15 protein-coding genes are annotated in these 22,143 nt (G+C 61.0%); 5 read left to right on the forward strand and 10 right to left on the reverse strand.

Features of this window, described 5'->3' with window-relative positions:
- The first annotated feature begins 43 nt into the window (after positions 1–43).
- Both KHO31_RS20245 and KHO31_RS20250 read left to right on the forward strand, forming a co-directional pair.
- Positions 44–2,263 carry a TonB-dependent siderophore receptor gene (locus KHO31_RS20245; RefSeq protein WP_201140256.1) on the forward strand — a complete coding sequence of 740 codons (2,220 nt, stop codon included), beginning with the start codon at positions 44–46 and terminating at the stop codon, positions 2,261–2,263.
- 102 nt (positions 2,264–2,365) lie between these two features.
- Complete coding sequence (locus KHO31_RS20250) at positions 2,366–3,208, forward strand: formyltransferase family protein (RefSeq protein WP_211624016.1); 843 nt, start codon at positions 2,366–2,368, stop codon at positions 3,206–3,208.
- 413 nt (positions 3,209–3,621) lie between these two features.
- On the opposite strand, the gene KHO31_RS20255 is transcribed toward KHO31_RS20250, so the two are convergent.
- Positions 3,622–5,283, reverse strand: a complete 1,662-nt coding sequence (locus KHO31_RS20255; RefSeq protein ID WP_201140240.1) for an MFS transporter — start codon at positions 5,281–5,283, stop codon at positions 3,622–3,624.
- Positions 5,284–5,410: 127 nt separating this feature from the next.
- Between KHO31_RS20255 and KHO31_RS20260 the strand changes: the two genes are divergently transcribed.
- On the forward strand, positions 5,411–6,328 hold the full coding sequence (locus KHO31_RS20260; RefSeq protein ID WP_211624018.1) for a LysR family transcriptional regulator: 918 nt from the start codon (positions 5,411–5,413) through the stop codon (positions 6,326–6,328).
- Between the two features lie 56 nt (positions 6,329–6,384).
- Here KHO31_RS20260 and KHO31_RS20265 read toward each other — a convergent pair whose 3' ends face one another.
- A complete protein-coding gene (locus tag KHO31_RS20265) occupies positions 6,385–8,577 on the reverse strand; it encodes a TonB-dependent siderophore receptor (RefSeq protein WP_211624020.1) in 2,193 nt (730 codons plus the stop codon).
- 406 nt (positions 8,578–8,983) lie between these two features.
- Here KHO31_RS20265 and KHO31_RS20270 point away from each other — a divergent pair, with 406 nt between their 5' ends.
- Entirely contained in the window at positions 8,984–11,212 is a 2,229-nt protein-coding gene (locus KHO31_RS20270) for an NADP-dependent isocitrate dehydrogenase (protein ID WP_201107792.1), read from the forward strand.
- A gap of 152 nt (positions 11,213–11,364) precedes the next feature.
- Here KHO31_RS20270 and KHO31_RS20275 read toward each other — a convergent pair whose 3' ends face one another.
- The 5 genes from KHO31_RS20275 to KHO31_RS20295 form a co-directional block, all read right to left on the reverse strand.
- Complete coding sequence (locus KHO31_RS20275) at positions 11,365–11,592, reverse strand: hypothetical protein (protein ID WP_201074115.1); 228 nt, start codon at positions 11,590–11,592, stop codon at positions 11,365–11,367.
- 405 nt (positions 11,593–11,997) lie between these two features.
- On the reverse strand, positions 11,998–12,804 hold the full coding sequence (locus tag KHO31_RS20280; RefSeq protein WP_211624022.1) for an alpha/beta fold hydrolase: 807 nt from the start codon (positions 12,802–12,804) through the stop codon (positions 11,998–12,000).
- 172 nt (positions 12,805–12,976) lie between these two features.
- The gene (locus KHO31_RS20285; RefSeq protein ID WP_236071351.1) at positions 12,977–14,371 is read right to left on the reverse strand and encodes an MFS transporter; all 1,395 of its coding nucleotides are present in this window, start codon (positions 14,369–14,371) and stop codon (positions 12,977–12,979) included.
- A gap of 156 nt (positions 14,372–14,527) precedes the next feature.
- Positions 14,528–16,777, reverse strand: coding sequence for an acetate--CoA ligase family protein (locus KHO31_RS20290; protein WP_211624024.1), 2,250 nt, complete (start codon positions 16,775–16,777; stop codon positions 14,528–14,530).
- Positions 16,778–16,785: 8 nt separating this feature from the next.
- The gene (locus tag KHO31_RS20295; protein ID WP_201074121.1) at positions 16,786–17,994 is read right to left on the reverse strand and encodes an acyl-CoA dehydrogenase family protein; all 1,209 of its coding nucleotides are present in this window, start codon (positions 17,992–17,994) and stop codon (positions 16,786–16,788) included.
- A 143-nt stretch (positions 17,995–18,137) separates the two neighbouring features.
- Here KHO31_RS20295 and KHO31_RS20300 point away from each other — a divergent pair, with 143 nt between their 5' ends.
- Positions 18,138–18,989: an IclR family transcriptional regulator gene (locus KHO31_RS20300; RefSeq protein WP_201074123.1), complete on the forward strand. Its 852-nt coding sequence runs from the start codon at positions 18,138–18,140 to the stop codon at positions 18,987–18,989.
- An 80-nt stretch (positions 18,990–19,069) separates the two neighbouring features.
- Here KHO31_RS20300 and KHO31_RS20305 read toward each other — a convergent pair whose 3' ends face one another.
- The 3 genes from KHO31_RS20305 to KHO31_RS20315 all read right to left on the reverse strand — a co-directional run bounded on the left by KHO31_RS20305 (position 19,070) and on the right by KHO31_RS20315 (position 22,053).
- A complete protein-coding gene (locus KHO31_RS20305; protein ID WP_211624026.1) occupies positions 19,070–20,395 on the reverse strand; it encodes a DUF3443 domain-containing protein in 1,326 nt (441 codons plus the stop codon).
- 29 nt (positions 20,396–20,424) lie between these two features.
- Positions 20,425–20,931, reverse strand: a complete 507-nt coding sequence (locus KHO31_RS20310) for a DUF2844 domain-containing protein (RefSeq protein ID WP_236060725.1) — start codon at positions 20,929–20,931, stop codon at positions 20,425–20,427.
- A gap of 210 nt (positions 20,932–21,141) precedes the next feature.
- Positions 21,142–22,053, reverse strand: a complete 912-nt coding sequence (locus KHO31_RS20315) for a LysR family transcriptional regulator (RefSeq protein WP_201074127.1) — start codon at positions 22,051–22,053, stop codon at positions 21,142–21,144.
- Positions 22,054–22,143 lie beyond the last annotated feature (90 nt).

The raw sequence follows: 22,143 nt of genomic DNA on the forward strand, positions 1-22,143 counted from the left end.
AAGCGCGGCCGACTGGCCGCATAACAACCTGGAGCATCGAGAGATGGAGTGGGCAATAGGCACGCGTCGGCGTGCGATCGCAGCCGCGGCAAGCGTGGCGTTTTACGCGGCGGCAGCCGGGCACGCGCAGGCGCAACAGTCGGCAGCGGGCGACGCACAGCAGCAGAGCAATGCAACACAACAGGACGCAACGCCAGCCAATACGCTGCCTTCGATCAGCGTCAAAGGAGCTGCAGAGAGCGAGGCAACGGTCGGCCTTGTCGCTCGCCGCAGCAGCACCGGTACCAAGACCGACACAGCGCTGAACGAAATCCCGCAGACGATTAACGTCGTCACCGCGCAGCAGATCGAGGAAACCGGCGCGACCTCCGTCAATGAGGCTTTGCGCTACGTTCCGGGATTTTCGACGTATGGCGCGGATGTACGCTCCGACTGGTATTCGGTGCTGCGCGGCTTTACGCCGACCGTTTTCGTCGACGGGTTGCAGGTGCCCAATACGCTCAATCTCTCGAGCTGGCGCGTGGATCCGTACATGATCGACAGCATTACGGTACTGCGCGGTCCGACTTCCGTTCTATACGGCCAGGGCGATCCGGGCGCGATCATCGACGTACAGAGCAAGCTGGCGAACGGCGAGCGCATTCGTGAAGTCGAGATGCAGTTGGGCGATTACGCGCGCAAGCAACTGGCTTTCGATGTGGGCGACAAGGTCGATAAGGACGGCACGTTGTCCTATCGCTTCCTGGGTGTGGGGCGCGATGGCAATTCGCAGACCGGGCCGAATCCGGAGCAGCGCGTGGCGCTGGCGCCTTCAGTGAAGTGGCAGCCGAACGCGAAGACGTCGCTGACCGTCGAGGCAACCTATCTGCAGGATTGGGGTGACGCGTCGAACAACTTTTTGCCGGCGCAGGGGACGATTTTGCCGAATCCGAATGGCAAGATTTCACCGGATCTCTATACGGGCGATCCGGAGTTTTCGCATTACCGCAAGAAGCAGTGGTCGGTGGGTTATCAGTTTGAATATAAGTTCGATCCGGTCTGGACGTTCCGACAGAACACGCGCTTGATGCACCTGTCGCTCGATCAGGGGCAGGTGTTCGGCGGCGGTCTCGATCCGGCCGATCCGACAGAAGCGTCGCTGCTGCGTTATGTCGGGTTGTATCAGCTGAACTACAGCCGCTTCGACGTCGATAACCAGGCGCTGGCCAAATTCCGCACGGGTCCGCTCGACCATACGGTGCTGGTCGGCTTCGAATACAACCGGCAGTCGACGACCGATAGCGAGTCGATGGCGACCGGGCCGAGTCTGAATATGTACAACCCGGTGTATACGCCGATCACCAACGCGATCTTCGGCACATCCGCTGCGTTTCCTCGCACCGATACGAAGTCGACGCTCAATGCGTTCGGCGTTTATGCGCAGGATCAGATCAAGTGGCAGCGTTGGGTGCTGACACTCGGCGGCCGCCAGGACTGGAGCGACACCACGCAGAACGATCTTGCGGGCGGCACGCGGCTCACGCAGAACGACCAGGCGTTCTCGGGGCGCGTCGGGCTGGTGTATCTCGGAGATTACGGACTTTCGCCGTATATCAGCTATTCGACCTCGTTCAATCCGCTGGTGGGCGTGAAGATCGCGGGCGGCGGCATTGCCGAGCCGACCAAAGGCAAGCAGATCGAAGCGGGTTTGCGCTGGCAACCGGCCGGCAAGAATCTGATGCTGAACGCGGCGGTCTATCAGATCAACCAGACTAACGTCGTCACGCCCGATCTCGCGCTTGATCCGACCGGTAGCACGTCAGTGCAAACGGGCGAGGTGCGCTCGCGAGGCATCGAATTGAGCGGCGTGGGTAACGTTACGCGTAACTTCTCGGTGATCGCCGCGTACGTGTACCAGGACGTGAAAAACATCAAGGCTGGCGACAACACCCTGGGCAAGTGGCCCGTGGATATTCCGCGCCCGCGTCAGATGGCTTCGCTGTGGGGCGACTGGACGTGGCACGTTGGGCCGCTCGCCGGCCTCGGCGTGGGCGCGGGGATCCGCTATCAAAGCGGCACGGCGGGCGCCGCCGACAACTCGCTGTATGTGCCGAGCTACACGGTGTACGACGCGGCGATTCACTACGAGATGCGCAACTGGCGCTTCGCGGTGAATGGCCAGAACATTTTCAATCGACGCTTCGTGAGCGGTTGCCAGTCGATGAATACCTGCTTCTATGGGAACCCGCGCACGGTGATCGCAACGGCGAAGTACGACTGGTAAGCCGCAGGGCGTTCGCGACGGATCGAGGTGCTCCACGTGTGCTTTGCGAACGCCTGCTGCTTTGATCTCATCTGCAACTATTGATACGCATTCGAACCGACTATGCCGAAGAAAAAACTCGTTTATATCTGGTCTCTGAGGAACGCAGCCGCCGATAAGGCGGGGCAGGATATCGCGTATAAGAGCGGCACGCGATATATGAAATCAGTGCTGGAGTCGCTTGTGGAGGCGCTCAATGACACCGAACTCGGCGAGCAGTACTCGTTGGAGAAAGTGATCTATGACGACGACGCGGGGTCCGCGTTGGACCGCGAGAAACTGAAAGAGTATGGCTTCTCCTATGAGCCGGGCAAGCGCTGGTTCTATCCGCCGAATTTGCGTGTGCAAGGCAAGGCCGTCAACGATTTGTTACTCGCGATTCCGTCCGCGTATCGGCGCGAGCCGCTTGGCGCGGCGGGGCGTGTGGCGGGTAAGAGCCAGTTTGAAAAACATCTGCTCGATACATTGAGCGAATTGGAAGCCGATATCGTTGTGCTGGATGGGCTGTTGATCATTCTCGATGAATTGGTGCGGCCAGGTGCGCCGTTCTATCGCAAGATCGTGAATATTCATCCGGGTGTGACGCGGGAGGAATCGCCGTATGAGCGGCGTGGGGCGTATGCGACGCTTGATGCTTTGTATGGTGCGCGCGGTAAGAAGGTCGTCGACTGGACGACCATGGAGACTGTGGCGGTGGAGCCGCTTTATCTCACGGGCGCGTCGTTTCACTATGTCGATAATGGGATCGATTCGGGGGAGGTGATTCATGATGTGCTGAACACTGAGATCGACAAAGACGATACGATTTTGGAATTACGATGGAATAATTTTAATCGTAGCTTGTTTCCTGCGTTGAATGAGGGGCTGGCGATGGTGGCTGGACATGATGTCCAGGTTGAGGTTTGAAGGGGGGTGCTTTTGGGGTTTTTGCCTTTGGCGGAGTGGGGGTTGTTTGCCTACGGCGTTGGCCTTTCCTTGATTTCTTGGTGGTTTATTAGCGTCGCCCCTGTGCGGGGCGGCACCTACTTTTCTTTGCATGCCGCAAAGAAAAGTAGGCAAAAGAAAGCGGCTCAAACCGCTAGCTCATAAGCGGGTCCCCTGGCTCGGAGGGGATCGTGGTGCATCTGGAATCTGTGTTCTCGCACATTCGGCGTAAGTGACAAGGCCGTCATACTTCCAGCGGCGCTGCGCGCGCCGAAGAACATTTCTCAACACCGATCGGTCGGGCGCGAAAGAATTTCCATTGCACTCACGTACTCACGTACTCACGTAGCCACGCACTCAGGCCGCTCGACGGCGGCCTGTCGATCGTTTGCGGTTTAGCAGGAGTCGCATCGGACGGGCTGCTGTGTCGGGAGCCTTCCTATTCTTCTCAGCCTTCGCGAAGCGCTTCCCGAAATCACAAAACTGAGTGTCGCGAGTACCCATACCCCGATGCCGCCGTATAGCATCACCCAGCCAAAACCTGCCATCAGCGCAGCGTGAACAGCGGTTCCAGTGGGATCGATTTGCGCCAATGCTGGAATTCCCGCTCTGACGGCTTCGACATCTCCCGCGGCGATTTTTTCGGCGAGTCGTGCGAGCAGGCGGGTGTCGATCGTCGCCGGCAGTCTTGTCTTCAGATGGAACAGGATGCCGGCAATCAATATCACTCCCATCAACGCGATGTTGATCGCAAGCGTAATCATCCGCGCACTCATGTCGATCCCGGATGCCATGCCCGCTCGCTCGGCGGGAACCGCACCAGTCGTCGTGTTGGTAACAGGCGTGTTGGTGAGGCCGAGGCCGGCGCCGGCGAGGATGCAACCCGGCAACATGGGCAATACGCCGGGATGCGGGACGCTGCTGCCGTATTTCATCAACATGAAACCAAGGCCAATCGTAAACAGGCCGGCAGGTATCGCGATTCCCGAGCCGTAACGCAAAGCAAGCCGTTCGCCAAGCGGTGGAAAGAGGAGCGTCGGCAGCGTGTAGGCGAGTAGCGCTAATCCTGCGTTCACGCTGTCGTAGCCGAGGCCGATCTGGAAATAGATCGGCAGATAAATCATGAACGGCCAGAAGCTGAAGTTCATACCCGCGGAGCCCATCAGCGCACCCGAAAATTTCCGGATCCTGAATACGGAGAAGTCGAACATCGGACGAGCACTGAGTCGCTCAGCACACAGAAAAGCCACCAAGGCGACAGCCGTTGCCGCTAGAACCAGGAGCGCGCGAAGACTCGTGAAACCAAGGTCCGAGCCCTGTGTGATGTAGTACGTGAGGCCGAACACCGCCAGCGAAAGCGTGACGATGCCGGCAACGTCGAGCGTGTGCGCGTGCGGATCGCGTGACGCCTGGACACCGCCGAAAACGAGCGTCAATGTTATGGCGGCAAGCAGCGCGTGAATCCAGAAGACCGATTGCCATCCCGATACGGCAACAATCATCCCGCCGATGATCGGTCCAAAGCCCAACCCAATACCGAGAATAATGCCCCACGCGCTGAAGGCTCGGACGCGTTCAGGTCCCTCGCTAAACTGGTGCGAGAGCACGGCGACCTGGCATATCAGCATCGCGCCCCCACTCGCGCCTTGCAGCAATCGCGCGACGATCAACGTCGGCACGCTCTGCGCGAAACCGCAGATCAACGAGGTGATGCCGAATAGCGCGATCCCAATCACGAAAATACGTCTTCGGCCGAATCGGTCCGCAAGCGCTCCTGTCGCCATCAGCACCGTCGTCACCCCAAGCGTGTACGCATTCATGATCCATTGCATGCCCTTGAAGTCGCCATGCAAGACCCGCTCGAGTGTGGGCAGGATGACCGGCACGCTGGAGATTTCAAGGCCGAACATTAGTGAAGCGAGACACACGGCGCCCAACGCCAGGGTGTTCTTGCGAATGGAAAAGCGAGTCGTCGTTTGCTCCGTGGTGCTCGAATTGGCGGCCACCGCCCCGGGTCGTTCGTCGTGTCTCGGCGGCGCGTTTCTATATCTGGACATAGGAATTCACCTCAGTAGTCGATGGGCTTGGCCACCATGGACTGTGTAATATAGAGGGAATTAAAGTCCCGATTGACGCAAGTAAATCCCAGAAATGCGTCCTGCGAGGAACCAATGAGGTGAGGGTATGAGTGACATTCTCGACGGTGTGACGACGTTTGTGCGCGTGGTCGAAACCGGCAGTTTCGCGTTGGCTGCCGACCGCATGAACCTGACGCGCTCGGCCGTCGGCAAAGTCATCGTGCGACTCGAAAAGCGTCTCGGCGTGCGTCTGCTCAATCGCACGACGCGCAGCCAGAGTCTCACCGAGGACGGGCAAGCGTATTACGACCGTTGCGTGCGTGCGATCGCTGAACTCGAGGCCGCTGAAGCCGATCTGGACTCGGGGCGTCGCGAACCGAAAGGACGTCTGCGGGTAAGCGTGCCGCAAGCCTTCGGTCATCACTGCGTGGCGCCGGTGCTGCTTGGGCTTGCGCGTAAGCATCCGCAATTGAAGATCGACATTTCGATCACCGATCGCTTTGTGGATGTCGTAGAAGAGGGCTTCGATCTCGTGGTGCGGATCGGTCCACTAGTCGATAGCATGAGTCTGGCGGCGCGGCGACTGGGCGTTCAGTACGCAAGCATTGGCGCCGCGCCGGCGTATCTGGCCCGGTGTGGCACGCCGCGCCGTGTGGATGAATTCCACGGGCATACGATCATTGCTTATTCACGCCACGGCGTTCTCGAGCCGTGGAATGTGCTTGATGTCGACGGGCAAATGCGGCGCGCGGAGGTCGAGCCGCAGCTTGGTTTTGATGACATGCAGGGGATCGTGGATGCCGCGATCGCGGGCTTCGGGCTGGCGTGGTTGCCGAGTTGGCTGCTGGCGCGTTATGTGGCAACGGGTCAGTTGGTGAGCGTGATGGAGAACTGCTTTCGCCCTTCTCAGGAGATCCACGTTGTGTGGCCGAAGAGTCGGTATCTCGCGTTGAAGACGCGCTGCGCGATCGATGCGCTTGTCGCTGAGATTCCCGCCATGGTCGGGGCGCCATCGGCGAACTGACTGGGAGGAGACGCGCCCGCTGCTGTCACGGCCGCTCCTCCCTTCGCGCGGATTGCTTAGAATTGCAAAGTAGCGCTAGCCACAGCAGTCCGTGTCGGCGAAGGCGCCACGTAGTAGCCCCACGCCGTGGTCCAGTACCGTCGGTTGAACAGATTGTTGATTCCCGCGCGGAACGTCACATCCTTGCCGGCAATTTTCGTCTCGTAGCGGCCGCTCAAATCGTAAGTGACATAAGCCGGCACGAACTGCGAGTTAGCAGCGTCGACCGCCTGGTTGCCCACATACTTGCCGCCGAACGCCAGCGTCAACGGACGCAAATACGACGGGTTGTATTCGACACGGCCGGTTACGGTGAACCGCGGCGCTCCATACACGCGCTTGCCTTCGACGGTTGGATCGTCGACATCGACGGCCTTCGTGTCGAGCCACATCACGCCACCCATCACGCGCCATTCGCTCGTCAGCGCAAGCCAGCCGCTTGCATCGACGCCGGTATAGCGCTTCGTGCCATCCTGCACGAAGATGTTGGCCGAGTTCGTATAGTTGTAGCCCTGATCGACACGGAACAGCGCGAGATTGGCGCCCCACTTGCTGTGGTCCGTCTTGAAGCCGATTTCATACTGCTTGCTCTTCAGCGGGCCGAACGTCTGCGGGTAGTTGAGGTTGGTGTTCGATGCCGCGCCACCCTGTTCCAACGATTCGACATAGCTCGCGTACACCGTCGAATACGGATCGGTCTTGAACATCAGCGCGAAGGTCGGTGTAACCGGATCCGCGCTGTATTGCGACGTCACCGCACCCGTCGGGTCGTACACGTGCTGTTGATATTGCGTGTATCGCACGCCGACCAGCGCGGAAAGACGTGAAGTGAACTGCACCGTATCGCTCGCGTACACGGCGGCCTGCGTGGTGCGCTGCTGACGATAAAGCTCGGAGCCGATACTGACTTCATCGTTGGTCAACAGTGTGCTGTTGTACAGATTGCCGTTGCCGAGGAAGTAGCCGTTATTCCAGCCGACGCTGTTGCTGTACTCGCTGGTCTGGGTCTCGAAGCCCGCGCCGACCACCACATCGTGCTTGACGCTGCCGGTGTTGAACTTGCCCTGCACCATCGCGTCGACGTTCTGGTAGAAGTAACGCGTCATCGCCGCATAGAGCGTGTTCGAATAGTTGCCCGCGTTGTCGGTGACGAACAGGAAGCTATCCGAATTGGTGCGGTTTTCCTTCGCAAAACGGTACTTCACGCTCGCATGCCAGTTCTCGGAGAGGCGGTAATCAAGCCCCGTGCCGAACGAGGCCATCTCGGTCTGGTAGTAATTCTGCGGTTGCGTCAACGCATGAGTGACGGTGCTTGCGTCGGGAATGCCAAGGCCGCTGCCGAACATCAGACCGAATAGCGTGCCGTTGGTCTTGCGCTTCTGATAGAACGCGTCGGCGCTAAAGGTCAGGTCCGGCGTAATGCGGAAGTCGAAGGCCAGCGAGGCCACCTGGCGGCGCACATGACCGTGGTCTTCAGCGGTGTTGCCGTCTTCGTTGACGAGGTTCAGGCGGTAGCCGAAACGGTTGTCGTTGCCGAAGCGGCCGCCCAGATCGACCGCTTCGCTGAATACGCCGGCCGACTTGTAGCCGATCGAGATGCTGCGGTACGGATCGTCGGTCGGGCGCTTCAGCACGTAGTTGACGATGCCGCCCGGCGAGCCGAAGCCGTACATGAAGCCGGACAGGCCCTTGAGCAATTCGACCTGTTCGAACGGTTCGAGCGAGAGATCGGTGTCCCATGACGGGAAAGTCTGGCCGTCGACCTTGATGCTGTTCAGCGTGTCGATCGGCATGCCGCGCACGTTGAACATCGAGTTTTCGCTGATCGCATTCTCGCTGCTGACCGATACCGCCGGGTCGTACTTGAACAGATCGTTGGCGGTCGTCGCCATCAGGTCCTGCGCCTCGTCGCTCGTCATCACGTGTGTCGAGAACGGCGTGTCCACCTGCTTGCGCGAACCCAGTGCGCCGGCGCTGACGGTGTCAGCCTGTGCGACGGTGGTGTCTTTCGTTGCCGAGACGCTCACGGCCGGCAATGTGGCGGCGGCGTCACTGGCCGGCGCCGCCTGCGCCCATCCTGACGATGACAGCGTGGACAACGATAAACCGACACTGACAAAGAGCCCGGCGCTGAGTAGCGACGGAGTACGACGGTGGCCGCGCATAAACGTTGGCCGCGCTAGGCGGTCGGCGACAAATGGTTTCTGCATGTTGTTTGAATTGGGCAGCGTAGCGCCGCGCACCAAAGATGTGCGAAACGGCTGGGTTCGAGCGAGTGGTGGTTAAACGAATGCTTCAGACTGCGATTTTGTACGAATGGTAATGCATATGATTCGCATTAACAATCTATTTCGCATCGCAAGTCATCTATAAGACATCTGTCTTAAGACATGGGGCATTTGGCTCAAAGCCTTGTCTGGCGGGGCTTCGCCCTGTTCTGGACGGTGCGGGGATATGTTTGTTTAGCAGCGAGTAGAGGAAAACACGCATATACTCACGGTCGGGCCGTAAAAAGTAGTGCCGTGGGTCGCGCTGCGTTTTTGCTGCTTCGTCGCAACTCGCGGGCTCAGCGCCACGAACGCTCTGTCTATCACTTCACCTAGCAAAGCATCAAACATGTCCACATCGCCGAAGATCATCTACACCCTGACCGACGAAGCGCCTGCTCTGGCGACTTATTCGCTGCTGCCGATCGTCAAGGCGTTCACGCGCTCGTCCGACGTGATCGTTGAAACGCGCGATATCTCGCTTGCTGGCCGGATCATTGCTGCATTTCCGGACTACCTGACCGCGGAACAGAAGGGTTCCGATGATCTGGCCGAACTGGGTGGGCTTACCACGCGTCCGGAAGCGAACATCGTCAAGCTGCCGAACATCAGCGCTTCGGTGCCGCAACTGAAGGCCGCGATCGGCGAACTGCGTGACCAGGGCTTCAAGCTGCCGTCCTACCCGGACGAAGCGAAGACCGACGAAGAGAAAGACGTCAAGGCGCGCTACGACAAGATCAAGGGCAGCGCGGTGAACCCGGTGCTGCGCGAAGGTAATTCGGATCGCCGCGCGCCGTTGTCGGTCAAGAACTACGCACGCAAGCACCCGCACAAAATGGGCGCGTGGAGCGCAGACTCGAAGTCGCACGTGGCGCATATGAGTGGTGGCGATTTCTACGGCAGCGAAAAATCGGCGCTGATCGCAGCAGCGGGCGCAGTGAAGATCGAACTGATCGCCGCTGATGGCTCGACGAAGGTCCTGAAAGAAAAGACGGCCGTGCAAGCGGGCGAAATCATCGACGCTTCGGTGCTCTCCAAGAACGCGCTGCGCAGCTTCATCGAAGCAGAAATCGCGGATGCGAAGAGCAAGGGCGTGCTGTTCTCGGTGCACCTGAAAGCCACCATGATGAAGGTGTCGGATCCGATCATCTTCGGTCACGTGGTGTCGGTGTTCTACAAAGACGTGCTGACCAAGCACGCCGACGCACTGGCGCAAGCCGGCTTCAACCCGAACAACGGTATCGGCGACCTGTATGCACGTCTGAAAGACCTGCCGGCCGACACGCGCGAAGCAATCGAAGCCGACATCAAGGCACAGTACGCACAACGCCCGCAACTGGCCATGGTCAACTCGGACAAGGGCATCACCAGCCTGCACGTGCCGAGCGACGTGATCGTCGACGCCTCCATGCCGGCCATGATTCGCGAGTCGGGCAAGATGTGGGGCGCGGACGGCGCACTGCACGACGCCAAGGCTGTGATTCCGGACCGTTGCTACGCCGATGTCTATCAGGCTGTGATCGAAGATTGCAAGAAGAACGGCGCATTCGACCCGGTCACGATGGGCACGGTGCCGAACGTCGGTCTGATGGCACAAGCTGCTGAAGAATACGGTTCACACGACAAGACGTTCCAGATCGCGGCAAACGGCGTGGTTCGCGTAACCGACGCAGCGGGTACGGTGCTGATCGAGCAGGCGGTTGAAGCTGGCGACATCTGGCGCATGTGCCAGACCAAAGATGCGCCGGTCCAGGACTGGGTCAAGCTCGCGGTCAACCGCGCACGCGCCACCGGCACGCCGGCTATTTTCTGGCTGGACGCGGCACGCGCGCACGACGCGCAGATCATCAAGAAGGTCGAGCAATACCTGAAGGACCACGACACCAGCGGTCTGGATATCCGCGTCATGACGCCGGTCGAAGCGACGAAGTTCTCGATCGAGCGCATCCGTGCCGGCAAGGACACGATCTCGGTGACCGGCAACGTGCTGCGCGACTACCTGACCGACCTGTTCCCGATCATGGAACTGGGCACCAGCGCGAAGATGCTGTCGATCGTTCCGCTGATGGCCGGCGGCGGCATGTTCGAAACCGGCGCCGGCGGTTCGGCACCGAAGCACGTTCAGCAACTGGTCGAAGAAGGTTTCCTGCGTTGGGATTCGCTCGGCGAATTCCTGGCGTTGGCGGCTTCGCTTGAACACCTGAGCGGCGCGTACCACAACCCGAAGGCGCAGGTTCTGGCCAAGACGCTGGATCAGGCAACCGGCAAGTTCCTCGACAACGACAAGTCGCCGGCGCGCAAGGTTGGCGGTATCGACAACCGCGGCAGCCACTTCTACCTGGCGATGTACTGGGCTGAGGCACTCGCTGCGCAAACCGAAGACGCTGCATTGCAGGCGCAGTTCGCCGGCGTAGCGAAAGCGATGGCTGACAACGAAGCGAAGATCATCGAAGAGTTGGCTGCAGCGCAAGGCAAGCCGGTGGAAATCGGCGGTTACTACCGCCCGAATGTCGAACTGACGACCAAGGCCATGCGCCCGAGCGCTACGCTGAACAAGATCGTGGACGCGATCGCTTAAGGTACTCGATGAGGTGCTGAATGACGTACTGAGGCGGTTGCCCAAGGTACCGAAACAGGCACTGAAGTAAGCAGTAAGCAAGACGATGGCGCTCTTCAGGAGCGCCATCGTCGTTTCTACTCGTCCTACATGAGTGGCGGTCATGCCTGCCCTCACACGTGAACGATTTCCCAATCGCAGAGCTTTTCTGGAATTTCGAGCGTCGACGTGTCGCCTTCGGACAGATGCGTGCAGCTCAAGCCGCGTGCGACTTCATCGGCGGCCTGTTCCGGGCAGGAAAACTCTCCGAGCGTTTCGTTGCCGTAGGTTGCCTCCCAACCATCCTGACCCGGCATGATGTAGAACGCTCCCTGGGTCGAGCCAAAGCGAAAGCCTTTCATTTTTAGTCTCCCAATTGCCAATTAAAAACTGTAATGCCGTGGCGGCTTCAGGTAGGGGCGGGGGACTCACTGCGACTGCGTTTTCGTCCCGTCTTTCGCTGCACCCTTTTCGCTGCGTCCCTGAAGCGTCGGCTCTTGTAAAAGAGTCTACGTCAGCGAGTCACGGCGCAAGGGGTTGTTAGACGGTTGATTCGATCAAAAAATATCGTTTAAAAATAATGGCTTGCGATCATCATTTTACGATGTGCAACGTGGGGCGACATTGCGAAATGGCCGATTTGTGCCACGCAGCACGATTTTTTACGAAGCAAGGGCTCATTCCGCATCGTGAAATTTTGGCGTCCCGGTCAAATAGTGGGCCGTCATGCACGTGGCGCAGCGAAACGCCGCGCGTGATCGCTCCGTTCAGGGAAGAACCCGCTTCAGAAAAGTGAGCATGACGCGGTTGAATTGCGCTGGCCGTTGCAGCGGGGCGAAATGGCTCACGCCAGGCAGGAGAGTCAACGCCGCGCCGGGAATGCTGCGGGCAAGGTAGTCGGCGTGTTCCGGCTTGATGAACTCGTCGTGTTCGCTTTGGACGATCGCAACCGGCACACGGATCCCGGCCAGATCGTGTGCCGAGTAATTGGGCTGGGTTCTCATCATTTCGCTGACGGCGCCGACAAATGCGTCGAAGTCGTCGGGCGTGGCCGAGAGTTGCGCATAGTCTTTGGCATGCCTGCCGAAACACCGATCAATGATCGGCGTCGGCACGAATTCCTTCGTCCCGCTCGGATCCACGTTGCAGCCGAAGAAAAACACGCCCGCGACGCGCTCCGGGGCTTGGCGACCCAGCACCAGGGCGACGCAGGCACCGTCGCTCCAGCCCACCATCGCGGCCCGGTCGAGCTGCAGCGTGTCCATCACGGCCAGGACGTCGGACGCCATCAGCTCGTACATATAGGGGCGCGCATCGCGGGTGCTGCGCCCATGGCCGCGGCTATCGACGACCACCGCGCGATGCCCGGAGCCAACCAGCGCCGGAACCTGATAGCCCCAGTTGCCGCTGTGCCCCAGACCGCCGTGCAGCAGGATCACCGGCTCGCCGGTTCCATATGACGCGTACCAGATTCGCGCGCCTTCGTGCTCGACGTAGCCCTGCTCGTTCGAGGCCGGCAGTGGGGTCGCGCCATGGGCTTCGAAATGGGTGAGGTCGTCGTCGTGGAATTCCATGAGCGGTTCCTTCCTGGTGAGCGCAGCAACCCAAAGATCTGTTAGGTTGCCAGCGCCGCGACCAGAAAATCAACCAGGCTACGAATTTTCGCGTTCGGACGCTGCTTGGGCAGCGTCAATACCGGGCGCGGTCCGGCGGGGCCGGCGGAGAGGCCGGCCTTGCCAGACGCGTTCAATGATTCGTCTGCCCGAGTCCATGCTGCGGCGGTACATTCGAATTGCCAGCCACTGTGGTATTCGAAACGCTTCTCCCCGGTGCCGGAAACACCACCAGCATCAACACAACGCCTGCCAGCAGCACTACCGCCAGTCCAATCAGCCCATATTGCGCGCTGCCGGTCTGCGTCTTGACCCAGCCGACGAACGCCGGACTCACGAAGCCGCCGGTACCGCCGAGACTCGTGATCATCGCGATGCCGCCGGCCGCCGACGAACGCGGCAAGAAGGTCTGCGGAATCGTCCAGAACACGACAAAGGAGCCGTACGACGCAGCCGCCGCCAGCGCCAGCAAACCCACACCGAGCGCGACGTTATGACCGGCGGCCGGCAGCAGCGCGAATGCCAGCGCGGTCACGCAAGCGCTGGCCGTGACGTGCCAGCGCCGCTCCATGGTCCGGTCGGAACTGGCGCCCACCACATAGGTGCCGAGCGCAGCCGCAATGAAGACGAGCGCGGACAGGAGCCCAATGTCCAGCACGTTGGCGACGCCCATATCGCGGATGATCGTCGGTGCCCAGAAGCCGATCGCGTTGAACGGCATCATCACCGCGAAATAGACGAGCGCCGCGAAATACACACGTGGGTTCGCGAGTGCGCCGCGCAGTCCGTCGAGATGGCCGGTCTGCTTGGTCTTCTCATCGGCGGCGAGTTCACGCGACACCAGCGCTTTCTCGCGTTCGTCGAGCCAGCTGACATCTTCCGGCCTGTCGCCGAGCGTGAGGAACGCAACGATTCCGAGCGTCACCGCTGGCACGCCTTCGAGAAGGAACAGCCACTGCCAGCCCGGCAAGCCGCCCACACCCGCGAGCCGCGTCATGATGAACCCGGACATCGGGCCGCCAATGATCCCCGCTACCGCGGTCGCCATCATCAGAAACGCGGTCACCCGTGCGCGCCGCGCGCCGGGAAACCAGCAGCTCAGATAAAAGATGATGCCGGGGAAGAAGCCCGCTTCGGTCACGCCGAGCAGGAAGCGCATTGCATAGAACTGCGTCGGCGTGCGCACGAACATCATCAGACTCGATACCAGCCCCCACGCGAACATGATGCGCAACAACGTGCGGCGTGCGCCGACGCGCTGCATCCACAGATTGCTCGGGACTTCGAACAGCACGTAGCCGATGAAGAAAAGCCCTGCGCCCAAGCCATAAGTCGACTCAGAGAAGCCGAGGTCGTGCATGAACTGCAGCTTGGCAAAGCTGATATTGACGCGGTCGATATAGCTGATCACGTAGCAGAGAAACAGCAACGGAATCAGCCGGAAAAAGATCTTGCGGTAAGTGCGTTCGACTTCGACGGCCGTGAGGTCGTCCGTGGTCGATGTGCCTGAATGCGAATAGCCGTGCATGATGGTCTCGCGAAGAATGCCAACTGCGGTGGGTGTCGCTGCGCATGTTGCGATGCGTATTGCCGCGCGTGGTGCGGTTTTAGCGCGATGCATAACACTGCATGTAGCGCGGCAAATCAGCGACATCCGGTCTCAAAGCGGCCTGGCACCGCTTCACTATCCGTCCACGACGGCCGGCGCGCAATGCTCGCTTTCGTGCATGTCGTCGGCGGCGCCGACAACATCGATGGCGTCGGCCGCGCGCGGCATGCAGCGCGCTAACGCGTCGCCGGCCCGCACGCCCTTGCCCGCAGGCAGCACGAAAAGCGGATTGATATCCAGCTCCTTCAGGCTCGTCTGCTGGTCGAGCGCCATCGCGGAGAGCGCGACGATCGTCTCGACCAGCGCCTCGATATCGCCGGGCGGTTTGCCGCGCGCACCATCGAGCATTGCGAAGGCGCGCAATTCGCGGATCATCGCGTGAGCGTCGGCGTGTGTGACCGGGGCCAGCCGGAACGCCACATCCTTCAGCACTTCGGCATAGATCCCACCGAGACCGCACATCACAGCCGGTCCGAAAGACGCATCGTTCTCGATGCCGACGATCATTTCGATCGCATCGCGGATCTCTTCCTGCACCAGCACACCTTCGATTTGTGCATGGGGCACATGGCGGCGCGCGTTCGCAACGATTTCGTCGAAGGCATCGGCGAGCGTCGCTTCATCGCGGATGCCGATTCGCACGGCGCCAGCTTCCGTCTTATGCGGAATGTCGGGCGACTGCACCTTGATCACGAGCGGAAAGCCGATCGACCGCGCGATGGCGCATGCTTCGTCGCGGCTATGCGCGAGCGCGCTTCTCGGCGTCTCGACGCCGTAATCGCGCAGCAAGGTCTGCGAAGCATGTTCGGTCAGGTCGCCTTGACTAGCAGCCAGCAACGCGCGGGCTTGCTCGACATCGTATTGCACCAGTGCATGCGGTGCGGCACTGCGCGCCACTGCACGTGCCCGCCGCGCCTGCGCGTAGTCCGACAACGCCGCGAACGCGCGTCCGCAACGCACCGGCGTCGCATACAGCGGCACGCCATGCGTCTCGATCATCTCGTATGCGTCGGCGGCCATATCGCGGCGCGCGTTCCAGGCGAGCATCATCGGCTTGGTCGTGGCGTCGTAGACGCGCACGATCGCCTCGGCCATCGCGCGTGCCACTTCTCCACTCGCTGCGGCTGCCATGATCGCGATGGCATCGATGTTCGGATCGTCGGCGATGATCTGCAGTGCGTCGGCAAAGATCTTCGGCTCGGCGAGGATGCCCGCGGTGAGATCGATCGGATTGTTCAACGAGGCGAACGCGGGCACGATCGGCTTGAGCCGCTCGAGCGTGGCCGCCGACAACGCGGGCACCGACATGCCACGTTCAGCACAGGCATCGGTGATCAGAATGCCGGCACCACCCGAGAGCGTGACGACCGCGATCCGGTTGCCGCGCGGCAGGCGTTTGGCTTCGAACGCTCTGGCGTAGTCGCCGAGGTCCGCGACGTCGGTGACTTCGATCACGCCGGTCTGGCGGAACGCCGTACGATAGAGCGCGGATGCACCACCCAGATTCGCCGTGTGCGACGCGGCTGCTTTGGCACCGTCGGCCGTGTTGCCGACTTTCCAGGCGAGCAGCGGTTTGCCGGCGTCGAGCGCGCGGTTGGCGACGTCGACGAGACGCCGCGCATCTTTCAAGCCTTCGATATACGCGGCGATCAGCGACGTTTTCGGGTCCGCGATGCAGGCGTCGACCAGATCGAGCAGGCTGACGTCGGCCTCGTTGCCGGTGGTGATGAAATGCCGCAAGCCGATGCCGAGTTCGTCGGCCATCAGCAGCAGCGCGCAGCCGAAGCCGCCGCTTTGCGAAATCAGCGACAAGCCACCGCGCCGGTAATCGACGCCGAACGGTGCGCCGAATCCAGCGTAGACGCCGGCACCGGTACTGACGAATCCCTGGCAGTTCGGACCGATCACGCGGATACCGAACGCCTTCGCGACGTCCGCGCATTCGCGCTGCAACGCGGCGCCGGCTTCGCCTGCTTCAGCGAATCCGGAGCTGTAGATAATCGCGAAGCCGATGCCTTTTTCGCCGCATTGACGCAGCATGTCGGGCACGCGCCGCGCCGCGACGAGGATCAACGCGAGATCGGGAATCGCGGGCAATGCGGCGATACTCGCGTGGCACGCCACGCCGGCAATCTCGGCATATTTTGGATTCACCGGATACAGCGTGCCCTGATAACCGTGCTGCATGAGAAAGCGCATGGGCTGGCCGCTGATCGACTTCGGATCGTTAGAGGCGCCGATGATCGCAATCGAGCGCGGATCGACGAGCCGTTGAATGTCGAGCGTGTTTGCGACGTGCGCGGTGGCGTGTGTGACGGTGTTCATAGCGGCGCTCATGCGGCACGCGCAGCGTCGATTTGAACGCCGTCCTTCTGTTTCGCCTGATCCCGTTCAGCCGCGCGCCGCAGCGTGATCTTCGCGATGTTCAACTGATGAATCTGCGTGGTGCCTTCATAGATGCGGAAGGCGCGCACATCGCGGTAGAACCGCTCGACCGCATTGCCCGCAAGATAGCCGCGTCCGCCGAGCATCTGGACCGCGCGATCCGCGACGCGTCCGCACATCTCCGAGGCGAACATCTTGCACATCGATGCTTCCAGCGCGACGTCCTCGCCCGCATCGCGTTTGCGGGCGGTTTCGAGAATCATCGAGCGCGCGGCGAAAATTTCGGTCTGGCATTCGGCGATCAGCGCCTGCACGAGTTGGAACTCGGCGACAGGCTTGCCGAATTGCTCCCGCTTCGAGGTGTAAGCAACGGCTTCTTCAAGCATCCGCATGGCAGGACCGGTGCATAGCGCTGCCAGGTGAATGCGCTGCTTGTTCAACACCTTCATCGCGGTGCGGAAGCCTTGACCTTCGACGCCGCCGATCAGATTGGCCGCAGGCACGCGGCAAGCGTTGAACACCACGTCACCGACGGGCGAACCGGCCTGGCCCATTTTGTCGTAAGGCGCGCTGGTGGAGAGACCCGGCATGCCGCGTTCGACGAGAAAGGCGGAAATGCCGCCGGCGCCAGGCGTGGCAGGATCAGTGCGAGCCATCACGGTGAACAGGTCTGCGATCGGCGCGTTAGTGATGAAACATTTGCTGCCGTCGAGGATGTAGTGATCGCCGTCGCGTCGCGCGGTGGTGCGCAACGCGGTGGCGTCCGAGCCGGCGTCCGCTTCGGTCAGCGCGAAAGCGCCGGTCAGTTCGCCCGAGGCGAGGCGCGGCAGATAGCGCTGCTTCTGCGCGTCGGTACCGTCGGCGACGAGCGCTTCCGAACCGATGCCGGTATTGGTGCCGACCCGCGCACGGAATGCCACCGAGGCTTGCGAGAGTTCGAACGCGCCGCGTACGAGCTGCTCCGTCGACAGTCCGGCGCCGCCGAAATCGCGCGGAATGCTCCAGCCGAAATAGCCGAGTTCGCGCATGCGTTCGACGAGATCCGCCGGCACGGCATTCGCCTGCTCGATCTCGTTTTCGCGCGGAATCGCTTCTTCGCGAACGAAACGCGCGACGTCGGCGAGCATCGAGTCGAAATGTGAGGGGTTCCTGGTCATGCTTGTCTCCGTCATGTGAGTCGATTTATGACTTCACTATCGAAGATTTACAGGCAGTCGGCGTGATTTGTTCGACTCTGCAGAACAGAGTTTGGATATGCTGAACAGGTGGCGCAAAATGGGCTATCCAGAGGGAGACGATCATGGCAGCCAACAACAAGCGTTCCGAGGCGGCGGCGCTGGCAAGCGACTATCTGGATTCGAAGGCGCGCTACGTGCCCGACGAATTCGACGGCGACCGGCAGTTCGCCACCACGTTGGCGCGCGGGCTCGACATCCTGCATTGCTTTACGCCGCGCGAATCGCAACTCGGCAATGCGGAACTGGCGGCGCGCACCGGCATGACCAAGGCCACCATCTCGCGCTTTACCTACACGCTTACGCGCCTTGGCTACTTGCGCGTCAATCGTATGAACAACAAGTTTCAGCTCGGTTCGGCTGTGTTGTCGCTGGGCTATCCGTTGCTCGCGAGCTTGAGCGTGCGGCAGATCGCGCGGCCTTCGATGAAGGAGCTGGCGGATCAGATTCGCGGTTCGGTCTCGCTCGGCATGCGGGACCGGCTCAATGTCGTGTACCTGGAAAGCAGCCGCAGCACGACGCCTTTGGGGATGCCGGCGGATATCGGCCTAAGCTATCCGATCGTGCGGACCGCGATGGGGCGCGCGCTTCTTGCAGCGCTGCCGGCCGAGCGGCGCGAAGCGCTTTGCAATGAGATTGCGGTGAAGGCGCCGAATGAATGGAAGACGTTTCGCGAGCGCGTGATGAGCAGCATCGATTACTTCTACGAGCGCGGGTTTTGCGTCTCGTACGGCGACTTGCGACGCGAAGTACACGCAGTCGCCGTGCCGATGAAACCTTCGGCTGACGGCGAGATTCTGGTGTTCAACTGCGGCGTGCCTTCTTATCTGCTGAAGGAGAATCAGCTGGAAAGCGATATCGGGCCGCGGCTGGTTTCGATGGTGCGGAGTATTGAAGGGGCGATGGGAATTTATTAGGCGTTTTAGCAATCTTCGTGTCCCGCGCAAATGGATATCGATACCACCGCCGATATCCACCGCGCAGGACACCACATCGCTTAGCTCGAAACGTACGCTACATACGGCCCGGCACCGCCGCCCCTGGACGTGCTGCCCGAAATGCCGTAGTACACGTGCCGGCCATAGAAGAATGGCATGCCGAAGTCGAACTGACGGGTCATGTAGATACCGAGGTTATTGAACGCGTTATTCCCCGATGCGTTCAGCGTCGCTCCGTTCGCAATATTGAAACCGAGCGACACACTCGCCGGGCTGGCTCCCACCAGCGTCGACGTCCGGCCGACGGTCGCGGTCGGTATGTAATAGCCGGACGAGCTATCAATCGGGATCGACAGGTCCGGGAAGAACAATACTGTCGATCCGGAATCGAAGAACGTCTTCGTCAGTGTGGCCCCGTTGTAGGTCGACGTGAAGTCGCCGTTCGCGTTCGTCGTCATCAGCGTGGCGCCTGTGCCGTACAACACATTGTTGGCCTGCGTGTCGATACCGAACACCAGCGTGCCCTGAGCCGTTGCGCTGCCGGTGTCGGAAACCTGAGCCATCTCCAGAATTACACCATTGCTGTCCTGCCCGAACAGGGTGACCGGATTGGCGATCTGTCCGCTGAGGGGCACCGAGGTAACCGTGCCGGCGTTGGTGTAGTAGTACGTCGATACCGGTGCCTGCTGGCACGCCAGGCCGCAGTCGGTTGGGCTTACGCCGATGCCGAGAATACCGTTTGCGCCGAGATCGCTCGTGGTGACCAGCGCACGGCCAACCTGGCACTCGGTCGGCGCGGGGACGGTCAGCGCTGTATCGCCGATCACCTGGATCGGCAAATTCGGGGCGATCTCACCGGAAATCGCGACGTCTGCGAGATGGACGGTACCCCATGCGTAGCCGCTGCCGAACAACGCGCATTCCGCGAGCGGGAGCTTGCTCGTCTGATCTTTTTCGACTGCGAGCGCATTGAGGGTGGTGGTCGGAATGGCCGAGCTAACCAGGCGCAGCCCGAACGACGCGGTATCGACGATCACATTCGGGATCGTCGCGCAGTTAGCTTGGGCGTTAGACCCACCGGTACAGAGCGTGACGCTGACCATGGGCTGATTGTGGATGCCCGTTCGGGTTACCGTTACCGCTACCGTGTTGCCTGGACCGGCGGCGGTCGGCACCGCTGTCGCGTCGGCCGCGAGGACGTTGGGCGTCGAGTTATTGGTGTTGGACGAAGAACTGGTTCCGTTCGTCGTTGTGGGCGAACTTGCGCCGGCCGGTGCGTTTATCGTCGTGTTGTTGTTACTGCTGCTATCCCCGCCGCCACCCCCACCGCAGCCAGCCAGACTCAGCCCGAGCGCCGCGGCAATGATCCATGCGATTTTGCGCACTTTTATTCTCTCGATTAGTTTTAATAGACTTACTTGATATCGTCAGCGCTAAGGCCTTGCGGCAACGCTTGCGGCAGATAGGCTCGACCCACAAAGGCGCCCATATGGCCGCCGGTCTCCACGACCAGAGCCGCCTGACGCACGACAGCGGCCCCGTAGCCGGCGCCTTGCGTCGCGTGCGCGTCGGTGAGGGCCTGTACATAAGACGGGAAGTAAGTGGCGAGCAGCGTGTTGAGCGGCGGCATGGTCGGGCCTTCCCAGCTCAATGCGAACACGGTGTTGCCCGCCGCGATGTACTCGTTCACCACCGTGCCGGACGGCAGCGTGGTCTGACTCACGGTGTAAGCCGGCGCAGCCGCATTGGCGCTTGCCGCGTAGCGTGCCACTGCGGCGCCGCCCTGGCTGGCCGCTCCTGCGCGGGTACTGCCGGCCGTTACGGGGTAAGTCGGTGCGCCGCCTAATCCTGCGTACGCTGGAGCGATCGTGGCGAACGAGGCCGCGGCCACCACGAGCATTCGAAATTTACTGATTATCATTTTTTGCTTTTCGAAGTTTTTCGGAAAATGCACGCGAACGTTTCCTCGCGCCCGCGCGAAGTTAATACTAGCGTGTGACGGCCCGGTTAAAGCAGACGAATAGCGAGGCGATTTGGGCTCTGTTTGAAAGTGAAAGGCCGCTTGCCGGAAACCAGGCGAGCCGGACTTTAAACCTCATATTGCGCAGCGCCTGTCTGCCGTGCCTCGATCTCACGTCTGCCCGGACGTTGAAATCTTGCCGAGCTTTTCGATCAACACCGCAACGAAGGTTTCCGTGACGGGGGGCAGGGTCCTGCCGCGCTTCTTGATGAGGGCGATAGGGCGGGTGAACGCCGGATCGTCGACGGGGCGGACCACGAGATCAGGTTCCGCTCTGACCTCGCGGGCCGATGCCGGAAGGATGGTCACGCCGAGCCCGGCGCGCACCATGGCGACCGCGCTCATCATGTAGGTCGGCTCACACGCGATCTCCGGCACACAGCGGGCGTTTGCAAAGGCGCCGTCAACCACGGCCCGCACGCTCGTGCCTTGTGCGGTCAACACGAGCGGCAGGGCGGCGAGGTCGGCCAGCGTGATGCGCCGTCGCCGTGCCAGCGCGTGGCGCTTCGGAAAAACCGCCACCAGGCGATCAATGCCCGCATGCAGCACCTCGAAGCCGGTGTCGTCCAGTTCGCCGCCGGTTAGCCCGATATCGACCTCTTCATTGCGTACCAGTGTGTTGACCATGCTGGCGACCACGTCGCGCACATGGAAGCTCACGCGCGGCACCGCCTTCTTCATCTCTTGTACGAGTTCGGGCAAGACGCTGGCCGCGAAAGTCGGCAGGCACGCGATCCGCACCGTACCGCTGGTTCCCTCGCCGAGCGCACGTGCGTCGACCAGCACATGTTCCATGTCGTGCAGCGATTTCTGCAGCAGCGGCAGCAGCTCGCGGCCGGTCGGCGTGAGCGCGACATTGCGGCTGTTGCGATCGAAGAGCCGCATGCCCAGCGTTTCCTCGAGGCGGCGAATCTGCACCGTCAAGGCCGGTTGGGAAAGATGCAAGCGTGTCGCCGCCCGCGTGAAGCTGCCTGTTTGCGCGACGGCGATGAACGCGCGGATGTCCCGAAGATTCAGATCCATGATGATTTGTAATTGCTGCGATCAATTCATTTCAATTGTTTTATTGCTGCTTCGAACTTACGCTGGATCGCAGTAGAAAACAACATTGGA

This window comes from Paraburkholderia domus, from assembly GCF_905220705.1.
In the GTDB taxonomy this organism is placed as follows: domain Bacteria; phylum Pseudomonadota; class Gammaproteobacteria; order Burkholderiales; family Burkholderiaceae; genus Paraburkholderia; species Paraburkholderia domus.

Excerpts from the sequence above, each read along its gene's own strand:
- KHO31_RS20245 (WP_201140256.1), top strand. The coding sequence starts at position 44 with ATGGAGTGGGCAATAGGCACGCGTCGGCGTGCGATCGCAGCCGCGGCA.
- KHO31_RS20250 (WP_211624016.1), top strand. The coding sequence starts at position 2,366 with ATGCCGAAGAAAAAACTCGTTTATATCTGGTCTCTGAGGAACGCAGCC.
- KHO31_RS20255 (WP_201140240.1), bottom strand. The coding sequence starts at position 5,283 with ATGTCCAGATATAGAAACGCGCCGCCGAGACACGACGAACGACCCGGG.
- KHO31_RS20260 (WP_211624018.1), top strand. The coding sequence starts at position 5,411 with ATGAGTGACATTCTCGACGGTGTGACGACGTTTGTGCGCGTGGTCGAA.
- KHO31_RS20265 (WP_211624020.1), bottom strand. The coding sequence starts at position 8,577 with ATGCAGAAACCATTTGTCGCCGACCGCCTAGCGCGGCCAACGTTTATG.
- KHO31_RS20270 (WP_201107792.1), top strand. The coding sequence starts at position 8,984 with ATGTCCACATCGCCGAAGATCATCTACACCCTGACCGACGAAGCGCCT.
- KHO31_RS20275 (WP_201074115.1), bottom strand. The coding sequence starts at position 11,592 with ATGAAAGGCTTTCGCTTTGGCTCGACCCAGGGAGCGTTCTACATCATG.
- KHO31_RS20280 (WP_211624022.1), bottom strand. The coding sequence starts at position 12,804 with ATGGAATTCCACGACGACGACCTCACCCATTTCGAAGCCCATGGCGCG.
- KHO31_RS20285 (WP_236071351.1), bottom strand. The coding sequence starts at position 14,371 with ATGCACGGCTATTCGCATTCAGGCACATCGACCACGGACGACCTCACG.
- KHO31_RS20290 (WP_211624024.1), bottom strand. The coding sequence starts at position 16,777 with ATGAACACCGTCACACACGCCACCGCGCACGTCGCAAACACGCTCGAC.
- KHO31_RS20295 (WP_201074121.1), bottom strand. The coding sequence starts at position 17,994 with ATGACCAGGAACCCCTCACATTTCGACTCGATGCTCGCCGACGTCGCG.
- KHO31_RS20300 (WP_201074123.1), top strand. The coding sequence starts at position 18,138 with ATGGCAGCCAACAACAAGCGTTCCGAGGCGGCGGCGCTGGCAAGCGAC.
- KHO31_RS20310 (WP_236060725.1), bottom strand. The coding sequence starts at position 20,931 with ATGATAATCAGTAAATTTCGAATGCTCGTGGTGGCCGCGGCCTCGTTC.
- KHO31_RS20315 (WP_201074127.1), bottom strand. The coding sequence starts at position 22,053 with ATGGATCTGAATCTTCGGGACATCCGCGCGTTCATCGCCGTCGCGCAA.